Genomic DNA, 15,456 nt, shown 5'->3' with positions numbered 1-15,456 from the left:
GAAACGGCTGCAGACCGGAGTCCCATGTTCAGAATCCTCTGCCTTCTCGTCGGCCTGCCGACGATCTGCGTCGCCGCGGGCTTCGGTGCCGGTCTGGTCTTCGAGACGCCGAACGACCACGCGAGCACGTCGCCCGCCACGAGGCATGCCGCGCAGGAGCGCCCTGCCCCGCATGCCGAGACCCACGCGGAAGCGCCGGCCGAGGATGCCGACATCGTCCAGGCCGCCGCGCGCTCCGACGAGACGGCGCTGCCGAAGCCGATGCTCGAGGGCCGCGTGATCCGCGTGGGCCGCATGACGGTGCCCGTCCGCAAGGCACGCAGCACGAGCTACATCGTGGTCGAGTTCGGCATCGCGATGGAAAGCCCGGAACAGGCGCAGGCATACGGCACGCTCGACCACACGATCCGGTTCCGCGACGCGCTTCTGGTCGAGTTGACCGAGCGCGCCAAGTCGGATGCGTTCAAGGGCCCGGCCATCGACACCGAAGCGCTGTCGGCGCATTTGCGCGACGCGCTCGCCGAGCTTCAGCCCGGCGTCGAGGACGTGCTGCTGCTGCAGTTCTACAAGCACGACGTGCCGAACGCCTGAGATCGGGCGTCCGGCCGCGCCGGGTCAGCGGATCTCGACCACCAGCGAGGAGGGCACTTCCTCGCCGCTCGTGAGCCGCAGCATCGGCGTGCCGTCCTTGAACACGACGCTGTCGACCTTGCCCTGGGTGAAGCTCGTGTAGGACACGGCGTCGCCGGCCGCGTCGCGCGCGTTCAACCGGATGCGGTACTCGCCTGCAGGCAGGGGCAGCCCCTGGAAGTCCTTGCCGTCCCAGGTGACGGTGTGGCGCGTGCCGGACGTCGCCGGCAGGTTCTCGAGCTGGCGCAGCGCGGTGCCGTCGGGATGCACCACCGTCGCCGTGACGGCCTCCGCATCCTTCGAAAGCTCGAAGCCCAGCTGAACGGTGCCGCCGTCCGCAAGCGTGAAGGTGTCACCCGGCGCGCGCACGGTGCGGCCGATCATCCCCGCCTCCGACACCGCACCGAAGGCGGCGAGCTGCGCGCCGATGCGTTCGAGCCCGGCATTGGTCTGGATCGACTGCTCCACCTGGCTCAGCTGCGCGAGCTGCGAAACGAAGGTCGTGGAATCCATGGGCTCGAGCGGGTCCTGGTTCGAGACCTGCGCGGTCAGGAGCTTCAGGAAGCTTTCGTAATCGGCGCCGAGCGTCGCCCGCGCGGTATCGGCACGGGGTGTCGTCGAGGCGGACAGGGCCGCGCCGGTGGTCGGGTCGATGGTCATGGGCGTTTCCCTTCAGGTCAGGATGTCGAGCCGTCCGGTTCCGCCGGTGCGGTGCGGTCGCACCGGGTCGGGCGGCGGCGGCTCGTCGGTCGCGTCGTCACCGGGACGTCCCCCGCGCGGGAGGTCGGCGTTCTCAGCCGCCCCGTGGCGCGGTTCGCCCAGGTCCTCGAAGTCGAGGCCGGCGTCGTTGAGCGCCAGTCCGCCATCGCTCATGGCGGCGGCAAGACCCGCACGGTCGCCGCGCAGGGCGGCCAGCACCGCAGGGTTCTCGGCCCGCAGGACCGCCCGCAGCTGACCGTCTGCCCCGGTCTCGATCTCGATCTCGAGTGCGCCGAGCCCGGCCGGCGACAGCTCGATCCGCGTGCGCCCCTCGGTCACGCTCGACCTCGCGATCTGCGCCATGAGGTGGCGGGACAACTCGTGCGGCGTCGGCGGTTCGGCGCGCGGCGCCGCCTCGGGCTGCGCCATCGCCTGCACGGCCGGCACCGGCCCGCGGGCCTCGGGCGACAGCGGCGGCATGATCGGGTCGGCCCGCGTCACCATCGCGGCCTCGGCCCCGCGGGTCGGAAGCTCCGGCCCGGCGGACTGGAGGCCCATGGCCTGCCCGCCCGGCGCGGCTTCGGTCCGGCCGGCCACGGCCAGGATCGCGGACGGCGTTCCGGGCACGCGGGCGTCGCCCCCCTGCCCCGGCCCGCCTGCCGCGAATTTCTGCAGCATCTCCGCCATCGCGCCGAGCTTGCGGTCGAGCATGCGGAGCGCGGCATCTGGCGCGGCGGCGGCCGAGTCGGACAGCCGTTCCGCCAGCGCCGCCCCGAGCGCCGGCGCGACCGAGGTGCCGTGGGCCGCGTCGAACTCCGCAAGCGCCGCGGCGAAGGCCGCCATCGCGTCCTGCGCCATGCGGTCCAGACCGGCCGCAGACAGCGGCATGTCCGGATCGAGCGTCGCGGCGAGGTCGTCCGCGACCTTGCGCAGAGTCTCCGCCAGCGTCTCCGCCTCCTCGGGCGTCAGCCGCGGCATGTCCTTAGGGGCCGCGGGCTGCGGGCGCGTCGCGTCGCCGCTGAGAAGGCTCGGAAACGCTCCGCCCGGACGGAGCGCCTGCAGCGCCGGGGTGCTGCCGCCGGGCGGTGCCGCGCCCTGCAGGAGGTCGAAAGCCCGGATCAATGCAGCAACGACATGCAGAAGCCGCGCGCCATCAGCAGGTGCCGCAGCCGGTTCAACGCGCGGGTCTCGATCTGGCGCAGGCGCACGACGGTAAGCCCGAGGTCGCGGGCCATGTCGGCGAGCGGCTCAGGCACCACCTGAAGGCGGCGCCGCTGGACGATCTCGGCTTCCATGTCGTCGAGTTCGGACAGTGCCGCGTCGAGCACCTGCCGCCACGCCTGTTCGCTCGAGCGCTGCAGCACCTCCTCTTCCGGCGACAGCGCTTCGCTCGGCAGCCGGTCGAGGGCGGACAGGCCGTCCTCGGACGCGGTGTCGAGGGCAAGCTGGCCCTGAACGTGCGGAAGCGGCACGTCCCGCATGCCGGCGGCGTCGCCCGCCGAGGCCTCGCCCACTCCGGCAAGCCGGGCACGCGCGGCCGCCAGTTCGCTGCGCACGCACCACTTGGCGTAGGTGGCGAAGCGGACGTCGCGGTCGAGGTCGAACTGGCCCGCCGCCCGCATGAGGCCGATCATGCCTTCGGCCACGAGATCCTCGAGATGCGCGGGATTGTCAGTCCAGCGCCGCGCGAGGGACCAGACCTGTCGCGCGTGCGATCGCAACAGGATCTCGAGCGCGGCACGGTCCCGTGCCGTCTGCCAGCGGCGGATGGCGTCCCGTTCGGATTCATGGTCGAGAAGCGGCTGCCGCAGCGCGGCGCCGAACGTGGTGAACATGGTTCCTGCCCCAAACTTTTTTGTTTTGTAAGGACAGAGAAACACAGACCAAATTCCGAACAAAGAAAACTATGGTTTAGCTTGGATTAAACAGGCCCACTCTGTCGCGCCGATGCATCGGTCGGGGCGCCGGCGGGACCGGCATGGATCGCAAGCATCATGCGGGCGAAGAGGCCGAAAGCCATCCGGCACCCGCTGGCGAGCATCGCCTCGACGGCAAAGATGCGGGCCGCGCCGCCATTGCGGGCGTCCGGGGGCCCGTGCCGGGCCACGTCGGGCTGAAGCTCGGCCGCAAGCCCCGCACAGAACGATGCGGGCTCGAGGCCCAGGGCCTCGAGCCGGTGTGCCGTCGCGATCGTGCCGTAGATGCGCGCCGCCTCGACCAGGGCGCTCGCCTCGCGGGCGAAGCTCAGATTGCCGTCGGCCACCAGCAGCCGCAACGCCTGCGCCACGGCGCGGCCCGCCGTCAGCGACAGTTCCGCGTCGCTCGTCCGTTCGTCCAGGCAGGTCCCGGGAAGGATGAACACGATCGACTGGCCGGGGACGTCGATGTTCAGCTCTTCGGCCAGGAGGTCGCCGAGGGGCAGGTCCGTGAGGACAAAGGCGTCGTCGGTCATCACGGTGACGCCGTCGACCATCGGCGCCGAGGTCCGCAGGAACACGGACCGGACGGGCAGAAGGCCGTTCATGATTTCAGAAAAACGCAAGGAAGTAGGTCCGGAAGCCAAGCATACTTGGCCGGCCCACACGCTTTCTAGCAGTGCTCGCCTGTTCATTTACCGCTCGTACCAGTTTTTTTTCATTACTTTTCTTGATCTGTACCCGGAATTAACGAATCGGCAAAGTGCAGACTTTCAAAAGTCTAATTTTCGCCACCCGCAAAACGGGTAAGTTACGCGGTGTCAGTTAAGGTCCCCTTAAGATTCACCATTTAAGTTATTGTTTTAAAACGCTTTACACGACGGCGCAAAATAATCGGCTCGTTCGCCGGGCCCCGCAACGGAGAGGTTGCGGCGTGGCAAATGGATCACATTTCAGGGGGTTGCGAGGCGTTCTTCGTCAAGGCGCAAGGAGAAGGACGCTGATCCGCCTGTTCTCGGGCGCCTCGGGGTCGCGCACGAGTGGCGCAGTATCGGCCATGCCGGTTACGCGCTGCACGCGCAGCGGATCGAGCCCGGCCGCGACAAGCACGCGTCGCGTCGCGTTCGCACGGTCAGAAGACAACTCCCAGTTGTCATATGCGGCCGAATTGGCGAACGGCACCGCGTCCGTGTGACCGGAGATTTCGACGGCGTTCGGCATGTCGGCGATGGCGCCGCCGATCGCCTCGATCAGCGCGCGGGTTCGCGGCGCGATGCGCGCGCTGCCCGACGTGAACATCGACTGACCGGCATCGTCCACGATCTGCACCAGCAGGCCACGCTCGGTGCGGTCGATGCGCAGGTTCCGCGACAGCCCGTCGAATTCCGAGCGCGTGGCGACCGCGGCGGCGATCTCGCGCTCGACCGCGTCGAGCGCCGCCTCCTGCGCCGCCAGTGCCTCTGCCGCCGCGGCGACCTGCGTCGCGGTCTCGGCATCGACACCCTCGGCCGTCATCCCGGCTGCGGCGCCGCTTTCGGACTGCGCGCCGGCTTCGACCGGCGCGGGCGCCGGCGCGGGTTCGTCGGAATATTCCACCACGACATCGGGCGAGTCCTCGTAGCGCAGCCGGCTGTCGAAGACCTTGAGCGGATCCTCCTGCCCGAAGGTCGGGAACTCCGGCGGCTCCTTGGCCGGGTCCGCGCCTCCCACCAGACGGCCGCTCGCTTCGAGGAGGTCCCCGTTCAGCACGTTCGGCCCACCGCCGCCCTCGGTCAACAGGACCGGCGTGAAGTATTCGGCGATGCCCTTGAGCTTGTCCTCATCCGCCGCGTTGAGGATCCACAGCAGCAGGAAGAACGCCATCATGGCGGTCATGAAGTCCGCATAGGCGACCTTCCAGCCACCGCCGTGATGGCTGTCGTGATCGTCCTCCTCGGACCGTTTCACGATGATCTGCTGCTCTGCCATCTCTGTGGCTCCGTGCTGTGCTCAGGCGGCCGGGGTCGGATCAGGACGGCAGCTGCACGTCCTGGTCGGCGTCGCGGGTCTGCGCCTGCGTCCGCTCGTGCTTGCCGAGGCCCGCGCGGCGCGCGTACTCGGCCTTGCGTTCGGAATAGCTGGGCGCGACCAGCGGCGTGTCGTCGGACAAGCCGAACATGCGGCGGTACTGCGCCTCCGTCAGGCCGTGCTCGGACCCGAGGTGACGCTTCAGCATCTTGAACCCCTTGCCGCAGCACAGGCAGAAGACCTTGTCGCGGGTCAGCGCCTGGTCGAGGGGAAGCGCCGGCCGCACATCCGTGGCCGGCCGCGCCTCGGGCGCCTCGGCAGGCGCGGGATCTCCGGCGGAGCCGAATTCGCGTTCCAGCTTGCGCGCGAGGTCCACGATGTCGTCGGGCTTGGCATCCGGACGCGCGGCATAGGCCGCCACGATGGACGCGATGAAATCCCGGTTCTTGTCGTTTGTGGTCATTTCAACCTCTTCTTGCGATCCCGCAGCGCCCGTGCTCCACACGGGGCCCTGCAGACCGGTCACCTCTTGGCCGGCGGATTGCGTTCTGCGCACCGCGGAAGTTCCGGAACCGACCACGCACATTGCCCGAACGCCGGCCTTCACAAGACGGGCAAGAAACAGCGTTTCCACTCCTTCTTGAACATCCGCGCGGCGCCGAAGTTCCGGAACTCACGTAAGCGATACCTTTGCCTGCCGATCCTATCCTTGGCCTGAGGTCAGTCTTTGCAAACAATATACGGATAGCTGTTTAAGAATAAGTCAAAGTCTGCACGATTTTGAGGTAAGGCGGCGTTTGGCCGATGGCGCCAACGGACCTACGCGGAATGTCGCCGCTCACGCCGCCGTCCCCGCCAGCGCGGCGGCAACCGACGCGAGCGCCGCGTCCCAGTCGCCGAAGCGCGGCTGCCGGTGCAGGGTCAGGGCGCCGTACCACGGATCGCGGGTGCCCTCCGCGCCCCAGTACCACATGCATTCCGACCCGGTCGGCAGCAGCACGTGGGTATCGGGATGCCCGAGCGCACCGCAGACATGGACAGTGGTGTTGTCGATGCTTACCACCGTGTCCAGCGCGGCAATCTGCGCTGCAAAACCCGCAAGATCGTGCATCTGGTCGATTTCGGGATCAGTCACGAAGGCGAGGTCGGGCCGGGCCGCGCGGGCCGCCGCGATCTCGGCCGCATGGTCGCCATATTGCAGGTCGACCACCAGCGATCCGGCGGGGATCGGCGCCAGCACCCGCTCGAGCGGGAGGTTGCGCAGATGGCCGATCGGGTTGCCGGTGGACCATGCAACACCAAAGATTCGTCCGTTCGGCGCTTCGGCAAGATATCGCCGGCGGATGCCCTCGACCCGGCCCGGATCCGGGCGCAGGATCGGCGCGGGACGCCGTGCCTCGGGGGCGAGGTAGCGCACGAGATCGCCAAGGTAGACGATCTCGCGGCCGTCGATCGCACCGAGCATGCGGGTAACGCGTGCTTCGGGCAGCACGGTCAGGCCGAGCGGCGAGCCCTCGAGCACCGCCGCGAAGCGCTCGTCGGTGACGAGGAACAGTTCCTGCCGCGCGGGGTCGAGCGGCGTGTCCCGGAGCAGCGTCAGGAGCGCCAGCTGGTCGCCGATGCCCTGTTCGCCGAACAGGAAGACACGGTCGCGCGCGGCGAGGTTCTCGGGCGCGGCGTTCGCCTCGGCGATCACGCGGCGCCCGGATTCGGGGATCCGCCGCGCGTAGTACGGCAGACCCTCCGCGAGGCGCCGCTGCCGGAAGAGGAACGCGCCGAACGCCTTGGGCACCGGCCCGGGCATCGTCGTCAGCGTGATGGCCTCGCGGTAGGCGGCCTCGGCGCGGGCGGCGTCGCCGAGGTCCTGGTGGATGTTGGCCGCGACGGAGGCCGCGATCTTGTAGGCCATCAGGTCCTCGAACGGATGCTCGTCGAAGAGCGCGAGCGCCGCGCCGTGGCGGCCGGTCTCGCGCAGAGCACGCATGGCGCAGCCCACCTGGAAGTCGCTGGCCCGGCCGGCGTCGCGGCATTCCGCGTGGAAGGCGAGCGCGGCGTCGAACTGGTGGGTCAGGAGGAGCGCCAGGAGCCGCATGTCGGCGCTCTCGGGCGCGGCCGGGTCGATTTCCCACGACAGGTTCAGCCACTCGACCGCCGCCGCCGGGCGGTCGGCGCCGAGCAGCGCGTTCGCGAGAAGCCGCACCAGCACGATGTCGCGGTTGCGGCGGATCGCGACGCCCGCCGCCTCGTCCATCCGGCCGCTCCAGCCGAAGAGCATCATGAGTTCCATGTAGATCCGCACGAGGCCCACATCGGAACTGCCGCGCGTCAGCGCCTCCTCTGCGGCCGCGAGCGACCGCACCGGATCACCGGACAGAAGCTGCGCCTTGGCCAGACCCTCGTGGGCAAGCGCGTCCCCGGGGGCGACGCGCGCGGCCTCGGTGAAGAAGCGCAGCGCAGCCGAGGCCTCGTTCCGCGCCAGCGCGGCGCCGCCGAGCACGAGCCAGCCGTCGGGGCGGTCCGGCCGCGCCTGGGTCAACCCGTGCGCGAGCCGCACCGCGCGCGGCAGGTCGTTCGCCGCAAGCGCGGCGTAGGCGGTGGTGGCACGGTGGTCGACGGCGCCGGAAGTGCGCCGCTCAGCGGCTCTCGTCTGGGGCATCGTGGGTCTCCGATGGCAGGGCGAAATAGATCATGCCGTCGCGCACCTCGGCGCTGTCGACGAGCTCGTAGCCGGCCTTTCGGCACCAGCCGCGGGCAAAGCTCAGGATGCCCTCCTGCGGCACCTCGGCGAGGATCGCGGGACGGTGCCGCGCGATCACCGGGGCGAGGCGCCCGGCCAGATGTTCGGGCGTCGCGATGCCCTGCGCCACGTGCAGGAGGTCGACGCGGTCGGGCATGACCGGCGCCTCGGGCCGGACATCCGGATCGCCCGCGGGCGCGACAGCGCCTAGGGACAGGAGACGGGGCGACAGGCGCGCGGAGACGTCGTTCGCGTCAGCCTCGGCGCGCAGCGCATCGAGCGCCGCGGCGTCCGCGTCGGCAAGTTGCACCTGCGACGCGCCGAGATGGCGCAACGCCCAGAGCGCGACGGGTCCCCTCACCGCGCCCGCAACGAGCATCGAGAGGCCGAGCGGCAGGCGCGGCTCGATCCGCTCGAGGAAGGCGCCCATGGGCATCTCGCCCCTGAGCAGCGGCACCTGATCGGGATCGGCGGGATCGGTCAGGCGCAGGACGAGGTCGCTGCCGCCGTGCCGGACCGTGACGCGGACCGAGGCGCGCTGCACTTCCTCGCGCCATTGCGCGGTGACGCTGTCCGACCAGTCGCGCCCTGTGGCGGCGCGCGGGCCGGTGCTGTGGGAACCCCGGCGGTTGAGGAAGAAGATTTCGGGCCGCTTTGCGCAGCGGTGTCCGTTCCAGAGCGCGCGATAGAACCTGTAGTCCTCGCCCGTGTCCATGTCCGTGTCGAAACCGATGGCGGCGGCGACCCCGGTGCGCACGAAGGCGCCGATCTGGACGGCGAGATACGGCGCGACCGACAGGAAGCCCGCGCGGTCGTCGATCCGTTCGGGCTGGCCCGCGCGCAGCTGCGGCTCGCCCTGCGGGTCCTGTTCGCAGATCAGGCCCCAGACGGCGTCGAGGTCGGGTTCCGCGTCCAGCACCCCCCCGAAGGCCGCGAAGGCGTTGGGCGTCATGACGTCATCCGCATCGAGGAAGAACACCCAGTCCACTCCGTCGGCGAGCGCCTGCGCCAGGGCGTCGTTGCGCCGCCGCGACCGGCCATGCCGCCCCTCGGTGTCGTCCATCATCAGGTGCCGGATCTCGGAGAACGGCCCCATGGACCAGTCGCGCGCCCGCGTCACCGAGGGCGCGCAGATGCGCGCGAAGCTTTCGGCATGTCCCGGACCGACGGGCGTGATGATGGCGCAGATCATGGTCCGTCTCCGTCTGCGTTCGACGACAGGGCAAAGGCCTCGAGCACGTTCAGGGCAGTGTTGCCGTCGGCCGGGCTGTAGGCGAGCCGCGCCGCCAGCGGGTCTTCCCGCAGGGTGAGCGCGGTCACCACGGTTCCCGACACGACGGCGAGTCCCACGACGGCCAGCGCCGCGGCGCGGAGCGACCAGCCCCGCCGGCCGGTCCGGGGCGGCCGCGCCGGTTCGGAGCCGGGCGTGCCGGCAAGCTCGGGCGCGCCCGGCTGCACGAAGATGCCGTCGGACGTGACCGTCACCTCGGCCACGTGGCTGCGCCGGGCAAAGCGGTCCGCGAGCGGTTTCGGGAAATCCTCCATCGGCATGTCGATCATCGCGGCCGTGCCCGGCACCCAACCGTCGAGCGCCGCCACGTCGAGGACGAAGGCGCGCAGGTCGTCGCGGTAGCCGTTCGGCCGCGCGCGCACCGGCAGGGTGCGTTCGTCCGCGGCGTCAGGCTCGATGGTCAGCCGGATGCGGGCGCCCGAGGTCGAGAGCCGGCCGGCCACGAACTCGGCCTTGCGGCCGGTCATCTCGCGGGCGGGGCGGTAGCCGTCGGGCAGCGCCTCGCCGGCGCGGCGCTGCCCCAGCACGCGGCGCGGAACGAGCCCGCTCGAGGCGATCGGTGCGCGGGCCAGCGGGACGGTGCGCGGCAGGGCCGGCTGCGGCGGCTTCGGCGGGTCGAGATAGGCGCGCGCCATGTCGCCCAGGCCGTCGGTCGCCGCGACGACGTGCAGGAACCACTGCGCCTCGGAATAGAGGATGCGCATGCGCGGCAGGTCGCCGAGCTGCGGCACCGCGGCGAAGCTGCCCGCGCTCCAGCCGGTCGCGGTCGCGATCCGTTCGGCCACGCGGTCGACCTCGTCGGAGCGGTAGAGCACGATCTGCATGGCGCCGCCTTTTTCAAGACACAGCGCAAGCCGCATGCCCGGCGGCCAGTCCGCGACCATGCCGTCGAGCTCGGCCTCCTCGAAGAGATAAGCCAGACGATCCATTTCTGCCTCAAGCCCGTTTTATTTTTTGCGTTTTTTCTATTTATTCTTGTTTATACTTGTCCGCGTGTCAAACACTAACAAAAAATGATCCGGCTCGGCACGAACGGGCCCGAGGCAGTGAAAGAGGCAACACAATGACCATTCTCATCGGCGTGGTGATGGTCTTCGGACTCGTGTTCGGAGGCTTCATGCTGTCGGGCGGCAAGATGGACATCGTCCTGCACGCCCTGCCCTACGAGGGCATGATGATCGGGGGCGCTGCGATCGGCGCCTTCGTGATCGCCAACTCCTTCAGCGTGGTGAAGTCGGCCGGCAAGGGCTTCGGCAAGGTGATCAAGGGCCCGAAGTGGAGCGCGGCGGACTATTCGGATCTGCTGGCACTGCTGTTCGAGATGGCCCGCATCTACAAGACGAAGGGCATCCTCGAACTCGATCCGCACATCGAGGCGCCGAAGGAGTCGGACATCTTCCAGCGCTACCCGAGGATCCTGGCGGACCATTTCGCCATCGACCTCATCACCGACAGCTTCCGCATGCTCGCGATGCAGTTCGACGACCGGTTCCAGACGGAGGAGGTCATCAACCGCAAGATCCGCAAGCATCACAAGGAATCGCTCGTGCCCGTGGGCGCGATCCAGACCATGGCAGACGGGCTGCCCGCGATCGGGATCGTCGCGGCGGTCCTCGGCGTGATCAAGACCATGTCCTCGATCGACCAGCCGCCCGAGATCCTGGGCGGCATGATCGGTGGCGCGCTGGTCGGGACCTTTCTCGGCGTGTTCCTCGCCTACTGCATCGTCCAGCCCATCGCCGGCCGGCTGAAGCAGATCGAGGAGGAGGACCACGCCTACTACCTCATCATCCGCGACGTGTTCGTGGCGATGGTGTCGGACCACCCGCCCAACATCTGCATCGAGATCGGGCGCGGCAACATCCCGACGCCGAAGCAGCCGGACTTCTACACCGTCGAGGCCTCGCAGAAAGAGCTGGCGCAGGCGGCGTGATGCGGCGGCTGCTCCTTGTTCTCCTGCTGCTGCCGGGCGCCGGCTGGACGGCGTCGGCCCCCACCGACGACGCACCGCAGGACGCGGCGCCGGAAGAGGGCGCGCCCTTCGTCGTCACCCGGCCGGTCCCCGACAGCGGCCTGCCCGAGGAGGTGCTCGAGCGGATGCGGGAGCGCCTCGTCGACCGGGCCTCGATGCCCAAGCAGGATGCCGGGTCGGAATGACGCGCCGACGCGACCGCACGCTCGCGCTGCTCGGCCGGCTGAACCGGCTCGCGGTCGAGGACGCCGCCCGCGAGCTCGGCGCGCTCCGCGCCGAGGAGTCGCGGCTCGTGCGGGACCGCGACGCGCTTCTGACGCAGATGCTGGAGGACCGGACCGCGCCCGACGCCGAGGGCGCGCCCTACCGCGCGGCCTGGATGCGCGCGCTCAGCGCCGAGACGCAGCGGCTGTCCGCCGCCGCCGTGCGCATGCGCCCTGAGATCGACCGCGCGACCGACCGCGTGGCCGAAGCGTTCCGCGAGGCCAAGACCTCGGAAACCTTGCGTGCCCGCCGGCGCGCAGAGGCGGATCAGGCGACGGCCGCGGCTGAGCGCGCGGACCTCGACCCCTTCCTGACGCGGTTTCCCGACGCGGATTGAGGCCCGGCCCCTCACGCGATCACCGCCACGTCGTCGACGTCCTCGTCGACCGACCGGCACGCCGCCAGCAGCGCCGTGGCGAAGTGCGTCGCCACGTAGGTCGCGTGGAACCGCGAGGGCGCGCGCAGGACAAGCCGCCCCCCTGCCCTGCCCTCCCGGACAAGCGCCGCGAACCATGCGCCGTAACCGGCCGGATCCTCGGCGTGCAGCACGGCCCGGGCCAGCGCCCATTCGGTGCCCTCGGTCACGTCGGGCGGCGCCACCTCGCCCCGCGGCGGCAACGCGACGACGTTGCGGGGCGGCGCGTCGGTTCCCTCCATCCGCAGCGCGTAGTCGGGACCCACCGCGGGCCAGCAGGGCCGCGTCGCCTCGAGGATGACGTCGAGGTCGAGCTGGTATTCCGTCACCCTGCCCCGTGCGCCCTGACGGCGCACCCGGATCCATCCCATGGCGCGCAGTTTCGCCATCTCCCGCTTCACCGTCCGTTCGTCGACATTCCAGAGCGCAGCGATCTCACGCTGCCCGACGCAGAGCTCGTTGCGCATCCAGTTGTAGCGGGCGGTCAGAAGGGTGATGAATCGCAGCACAAGGCATTGAGGCCCCTTGGACAGACGCAAGGCATGCGTGCCCATGGCGGTCAGGATGTCGTATTTCAGCGCCGGTGCGTTCCGCCCGGCGGGTCTGGTGGCGCGCATCGCCCTGCCCTTTGCCTGTCCGGACGCCCCTCGGGCGCCGTGCCTCTTGGTCGGGCTCTTCCGGCCCTCGTCACGGGGGGTCGTCGGGGAACTCGGCGACTTTCGTGATCGTGGGGCGATTAGCGTCCTGTTTTCCGATTCTGTCAAGCAATCCGATGTCCGGTCGGCCCCCGAACCCGGATCAATTCAAGAAAAACGGTATCGTCTTGGTATTGGGGGACAGGCTGGATGTCCCGTAATCGGGGTGCTTTTGTCCCCCAATATCTTGCTGCGGGCCGATCGCTGTCCCGCAATCTGATGCGTCCTTGCGCCCGGGGTCCGCGAATCGCCCGCCGCTGTCAGGTCCTGCGAAGCCCTGTGTCGTCAGGACGATACGCAGAAATCCTCATCTCGATGGTTCGACGATAATGGGTTTTGCATGAATCGCAAATCCGGCGTAAATGATCGGCATCGAGCAATTAGCGTCCCCGCGGGGACAGGAGGCAGGATGTTCACGCATGAGGACCTCGCGCGGCTGCAGGCACAGTCGCTCAAGATGCAGGGCTGGATCCGGCAGCAGACCTTTTCACCGGAGAACACCAAGACGCTGCGGCGCTTCTCGAGCTGGGAGGCGGCCGAACTGATCTTTCGCGTCAACCAGTCGACGCTGCGGGGCCGGCTGGCGGCCGATCCCTCCCTGCCCCAGGGGCACGTGGAGGAAGAGGGGCGCCAGCGTTGGTACACGCTGGACGAACTGAACGAGATCCGGCGCCGGCTCAAGGTGAACCGACGATCGATGATGCCGTACCGGCCGCCGGGCCGCCGGGCCATCCGGGCGGCGATCGCGAACTTCAAGGGCGGGGCCGGCAAGTCGACCGTGGCGCTGCATTTCGCGCACGCGGCGGCGCTCGACGGCTACCGGGTCCTCTGCGTGGACTTCGATCCGCAGGCGACGCTCAGCCATTCCATGGGGCTGTCGGATGTCACCGAGGAATACACGGTGTGGGGCATCATGGCGCGTGACCTCGTGCGCGAGACGAACCGCATGAACTCGAACGCGCGCGGGGCCGAGAGCGGTTCCGCCCTGCCCCAGCGACGGCTGCCCGAAACGGTCACGTCGATGGGCCTGTCGGATCTGCGCTACACCGACTTCATCAAGCGGACGAGCTGGTCCACCATCGACATCATCCCGTCCTGTGCGAACGCGGCCTTCGTCGAGTTCGCCTCGGCGCAGTACCGGCACCTGAACCCGGAATGGTCGTTCTTCGCCGCGGTGTCGCGCTATCTCGATGCACTGCCGCCCGATGCCTACGACATGGTTCTGTTCGACTGCCCGCCGGCCATCGGCTACCAGTCGATGAACGCGGTGTTCGCGGCCGACATCCTCTACATCCCGTCCGGTCCCGGCTACTGGGAATACGATTCCACGACGTCCTTCATCGGCCAGCTTTCCGAAGCGCTCGAGGATCTGTCGGCGTTTTCCTCGATTGTCCCCGCGGGAACGATGGGTCTGCCCAAGGCGTTCCGGGACATCCGCTTCCTGCTGACGCGCTACGAATCCGGCAACGACCTGCATCGGGCGATGCGCGCCGCCTTCCAGAAGGTGTTCGGCGACCGCATGACCGAGCATCCGATCGAGATGACACGCGCGGTCGAGCAATCGGGTCGTTTCCTGTCCTCGATCTACGAGATCGATTACCGCGAGATGACGCGCGAGACCTGGCGACGGGCGCGGGCGTCGTTCGATCGCGCCTATGACGAGTTCAAGGGCCACGCCATCGAGGCATGGACCGAGCTGGAGGAGGCCGCATGAGCAAGCGCCGCGTCTTCGACATCGATTTCCCCGACGAGGAGCCGCAGGTTCCGGAGCGCTCGGACCCGGGTGTCCCCGCGGGGACAGGAGAGTCGCGCCGTTCGCCCATGGCGGCGGCGATCTCGGAAAATGCCGATGCCCTGCGCGCCCGGGCGGACACCGAACGCGCCATCCGCGAGGAGAACGACAGGCTTGCGCACGAACACGTCCGGCTGAAACGGGCGGGGCTCATCACCGACCTGATCCCGCTGGACAAGGTCCGCACGACGAAGCTGACCCGCGACCGCGGGGCGGGTCCCGATCCCGACCTCGAGGAGCTGAAACTGTCGATCCGAGAGATCGGTCTGTCGAACCCGATCCGGGTCGAGGCGGTGGGCGAGCATTACGAACTGGTGCAGGGCTTCCGCCGTCTCAGCGCCTACCGGGAACTCCACGACGAGACCGGTGACGAAGCCTTCGCGACGATTCCCGCGGGCATCGTCGCGAGCGGCGAGGCGCTCGAGGCGCTTTACCGCCGGATGGTCGACGAGAACCTCGTGCGCCGCGACATCTCGTTCGCGGAGATGGCCCGGCTCGCGCTCGCCTATGCCGAGGATCCCGAGACGTCGGCGGACACCGTCGAGGCGGCGGTCGCGACGCTCTTCGCGTCTGCCGGGCGGCAGAAGCGGGTCTATGTCCGCAACTTCGCGGCGCTCCTGTCGGGGCTGGGCGATGCGCTGTCTTTCCCCGAGGCGCTGCCGCGCGCTCTGGGGCTCGATCTCGAGAAGCGGATGCGGGCCGAGCCCGGGTTCGCCGACGCGGTGCGGCGCGCGCTGGCGCGCGCGAGGCCCGCCGACGCGGAGGCGGAACTCGCGGTCCTGCGCGGTCTCGCGGCGCCCGCGGCGGAACCGCGTTCGGGGGCCAAGGCGCCGGCCAAGACCGCGCCCGATGCGGCGGCCAAGACCACGCTCCGGGTCGCTGTCCCCGCGGGGACGGTGCGCCTGTCGGCGCGGCAGGGCAGGGTGGAGATCGCCGCAGACCGCGACTTCTCCGGCATCGACCGGCACCGGCTCGAGCGCGCGGTCGCGGCGTTCATGGCGTCGCTCGACGAGTAGGTTGGCGTCGCGGTCGGGCGGA

Annotated in this window: 16 protein-coding genes; 6 read left to right on the top strand and 10 right to left on the bottom strand. The window is 69.5% G+C overall.

Features of this window, described 5'->3' with window-relative positions; genetic code table 11:
- Window positions 1–24 precede the first annotated feature (24 nt).
- The gene (locus tag RISW2_RS10590; RefSeq protein WP_043770331.1) at window positions 25–591 is read left to right on the top strand and encodes a flagellar basal body-associated FliL family protein; all 567 of its coding nucleotides are present in this window, start codon (window positions 25–27) and stop codon (window positions 589–591) included.
- 24 nt (window positions 592–615) lie between these two features.
- On the opposite strand, the gene RISW2_RS10585 is transcribed toward RISW2_RS10590, so the two are convergent.
- The 9 genes from RISW2_RS10585 to RISW2_RS10545 form a co-directional block, all read right to left on the bottom strand.
- Window positions 616–1,290, bottom strand: a complete 675-nt coding sequence (locus RISW2_RS10585) for a flagellar hook assembly protein FlgD (RefSeq protein WP_051491934.1) — start codon at window positions 1,288–1,290, stop codon at window positions 616–618.
- A 12-nt stretch (window positions 1,291–1,302) separates the two neighbouring features.
- A complete protein-coding gene (locus RISW2_RS10580) occupies window positions 1,303–2,307 on the bottom strand; it encodes a flagellar hook-length control protein FliK (protein ID WP_043770328.1) in 1,005 nt (334 codons plus the stop codon).
- Between the two features lie 140 nt (window positions 2,308–2,447).
- The gene (locus RISW2_RS10575; protein WP_043770325.1) at window positions 2,448–3,164 is read right to left on the bottom strand and encodes a sigma-70 family RNA polymerase sigma factor; all 717 of its coding nucleotides are present in this window, start codon (window positions 3,162–3,164) and stop codon (window positions 2,448–2,450) included.
- Window positions 3,165–3,250: 86 nt separating this feature from the next.
- Entirely contained in the window at window positions 3,251–3,802 is a 552-nt protein-coding gene (locus RISW2_RS10570; protein WP_156943826.1) for a hypothetical protein, read from the bottom strand.
- A 421-nt stretch (window positions 3,803–4,223) separates the two neighbouring features.
- Window positions 4,224–5,213 carry a flagellar motor protein MotB gene (locus tag RISW2_RS10565; protein ID WP_043770319.1) on the bottom strand — a complete coding sequence of 330 codons (990 nt, stop codon included), beginning with the start codon at window positions 5,211–5,213 and terminating at the stop codon, window positions 4,224–4,226.
- A 40-nt stretch (window positions 5,214–5,253) separates the two neighbouring features.
- Window positions 5,254–5,715, bottom strand: a complete 462-nt coding sequence (locus tag RISW2_RS10560; protein WP_043770315.1) for a Ros/MucR family transcriptional regulator — start codon at window positions 5,713–5,715, stop codon at window positions 5,254–5,256.
- 375 nt (window positions 5,716–6,090) lie between these two features.
- Entirely contained in the window at window positions 6,091–7,908 is a 1,818-nt protein-coding gene (locus RISW2_RS10555) for a tetratricopeptide repeat protein (protein ID WP_043770312.1), read from the bottom strand.
- Entirely contained in the window at window positions 7,886–9,181 is a 1,296-nt protein-coding gene (locus RISW2_RS10550; RefSeq protein ID WP_043770309.1) for a glycosyltransferase family A protein, read from the bottom strand. Before RISW2_RS10550 ends, RISW2_RS10555 begins: the two co-directional genes overlap by 23 nt.
- Window positions 9,178–10,209 (bottom strand): hypothetical protein, encoded by a 1,032-nt coding sequence (locus RISW2_RS10545; protein ID WP_051491933.1) that lies wholly within the window; start codon window positions 10,207–10,209, stop codon window positions 9,178–9,180. The genes RISW2_RS10550 and RISW2_RS10545 overlap by 4 nt, the downstream gene beginning before the upstream one ends.
- Window positions 10,210–10,343: 134 nt before the next feature.
- On the opposite strand from RISW2_RS10545, the gene motA reads away from it, so the two are divergent.
- From motA to RISW2_RS10530, 3 genes are read left to right on the top strand one after another with little or no spacing between them, the layout of a single operon-like run.
- Window positions 10,344–11,213 (top strand): flagellar motor stator protein MotA, encoded by an 870-nt coding sequence (motA, locus tag RISW2_RS10540; RefSeq protein WP_043770303.1) that lies wholly within the window; start codon window positions 10,344–10,346, stop codon window positions 11,211–11,213.
- Complete coding sequence (locus tag RISW2_RS10535) at window positions 11,213–11,437, top strand: hypothetical protein (protein WP_043770300.1); 225 nt, start codon at window positions 11,213–11,215, stop codon at window positions 11,435–11,437. Before motA ends, RISW2_RS10535 begins: the two co-directional genes overlap by 1 nt.
- Complete coding sequence (locus RISW2_RS10530; RefSeq protein ID WP_043770297.1) at window positions 11,434–11,853, top strand: hypothetical protein; 420 nt, start codon at window positions 11,434–11,436, stop codon at window positions 11,851–11,853. The genes RISW2_RS10535 and RISW2_RS10530 overlap by 4 nt, the downstream gene beginning before the upstream one ends.
- Window positions 11,854–11,864: 11 nt before the next feature.
- Here the strand turns inward: RISW2_RS10530 and RISW2_RS10525 are convergent, their stop codons facing one another.
- Window positions 11,865–12,548 carry a helix-turn-helix domain-containing protein gene (locus tag RISW2_RS10525; RefSeq protein ID WP_043770294.1) on the bottom strand — a complete coding sequence of 228 codons (684 nt, stop codon included), beginning with the start codon at window positions 12,546–12,548 and terminating at the stop codon, window positions 11,865–11,867.
- Window positions 12,549–13,035: 487 nt separating this feature from the next.
- Here RISW2_RS10525 and RISW2_RS10520 point away from each other — a divergent pair, with 487 nt between their 5' ends.
- Both RISW2_RS10520 and RISW2_RS10515 read left to right on the top strand, forming a co-directional pair.
- Window positions 13,036–14,340: an AAA family ATPase gene (locus tag RISW2_RS10520; protein WP_043770291.1), complete on the top strand. Its 1,305-nt coding sequence runs from the start codon at window positions 13,036–13,038 to the stop codon at window positions 14,338–14,340.
- Window positions 14,337–15,434 carry a ParB/RepB/Spo0J family partition protein gene (locus RISW2_RS10515; RefSeq protein WP_043770288.1) on the top strand — a complete coding sequence of 366 codons (1,098 nt, stop codon included), beginning with the start codon at window positions 14,337–14,339 and terminating at the stop codon, window positions 15,432–15,434. The genes RISW2_RS10520 and RISW2_RS10515 overlap by 4 nt, the downstream gene beginning before the upstream one ends.
- Window positions 15,435–15,456: the final 22 nt, after the last annotated feature.

The sequence above is a fragment of the Roseivivax isoporae LMG 25204 genome (assembly GCF_000521865.1).
Lineage (GTDB): Bacteria > Pseudomonadota > Alphaproteobacteria > Rhodobacterales > Rhodobacteraceae > Roseivivax > Roseivivax isoporae.
This window is presented reverse-complemented; position numbering and strand designations above follow the sequence as displayed.

Bases quoted from the DNA above. Each gene is read 5' to 3' on its own strand.
- RISW2_RS10580 (WP_043770328.1), bottom strand. From the start codon at position 2,307: ATGCCGCGGCTGACGCCCGAGGAGGCGGAGACGCTGGCGGAGACTCTG.
- RISW2_RS10590 (WP_043770331.1), top strand. From the start codon at position 25: ATGTTCAGAATCCTCTGCCTTCTCGTCGGCCTGCCGACGATCTGCGTC.
- motA (WP_043770303.1), top strand. From the start codon at position 10,344: ATGACCATTCTCATCGGCGTGGTGATGGTCTTCGGACTCGTGTTCGGA.
- RISW2_RS10585 (WP_051491934.1), bottom strand. From the start codon at position 1,290: ATGACCATCGACCCGACCACCGGCGCGGCCCTGTCCGCCTCGACGACA.
- RISW2_RS10515 (WP_043770288.1), top strand. From the start codon at position 14,337: ATGAGCAAGCGCCGCGTCTTCGACATCGATTTCCCCGACGAGGAGCCG.
- RISW2_RS10575 (WP_043770325.1), bottom strand. From the start codon at position 3,164: ATGTTCACCACGTTCGGCGCCGCGCTGCGGCAGCCGCTTCTCGACCAT.
- RISW2_RS10545 (WP_051491933.1), bottom strand. From the start codon at position 10,209: ATGGATCGTCTGGCTTATCTCTTCGAGGAGGCCGAGCTCGACGGCATG.
- RISW2_RS10520 (WP_043770291.1), top strand. From the start codon at position 13,036: ATGTTCACGCATGAGGACCTCGCGCGGCTGCAGGCACAGTCGCTCAAG.
- RISW2_RS10565 (WP_043770319.1), bottom strand. From the start codon at position 5,213: ATGGCAGAGCAGCAGATCATCGTGAAACGGTCCGAGGAGGACGATCAC.
- RISW2_RS10535 (WP_043770300.1), top strand. From the start codon at position 11,213: ATGCGGCGGCTGCTCCTTGTTCTCCTGCTGCTGCCGGGCGCCGGCTGG.
- RISW2_RS10555 (WP_043770312.1), bottom strand. From the start codon at position 7,908: ATGCCCCAGACGAGAGCCGCTGAGCGGCGCACTTCCGGCGCCGTCGAC.
- RISW2_RS10550 (WP_043770309.1), bottom strand. From the start codon at position 9,181: ATGATCTGCGCCATCATCACGCCCGTCGGTCCGGGACATGCCGAAAGC.
- RISW2_RS10525 (WP_043770294.1), bottom strand. From the start codon at position 12,548: ATGCGCGCCACCAGACCCGCCGGGCGGAACGCACCGGCGCTGAAATAC.
- RISW2_RS10570 (WP_156943826.1), bottom strand. From the start codon at position 3,802: ATGGTCGACGGCGTCACCGTGATGACCGACGACGCCTTTGTCCTCACG.
- RISW2_RS10530 (WP_043770297.1), top strand. From the start codon at position 11,434: ATGACGCGCCGACGCGACCGCACGCTCGCGCTGCTCGGCCGGCTGAAC.
- RISW2_RS10560 (WP_043770315.1), bottom strand. From the start codon at position 5,715: ATGACCACAAACGACAAGAACCGGGATTTCATCGCGTCCATCGTGGCG.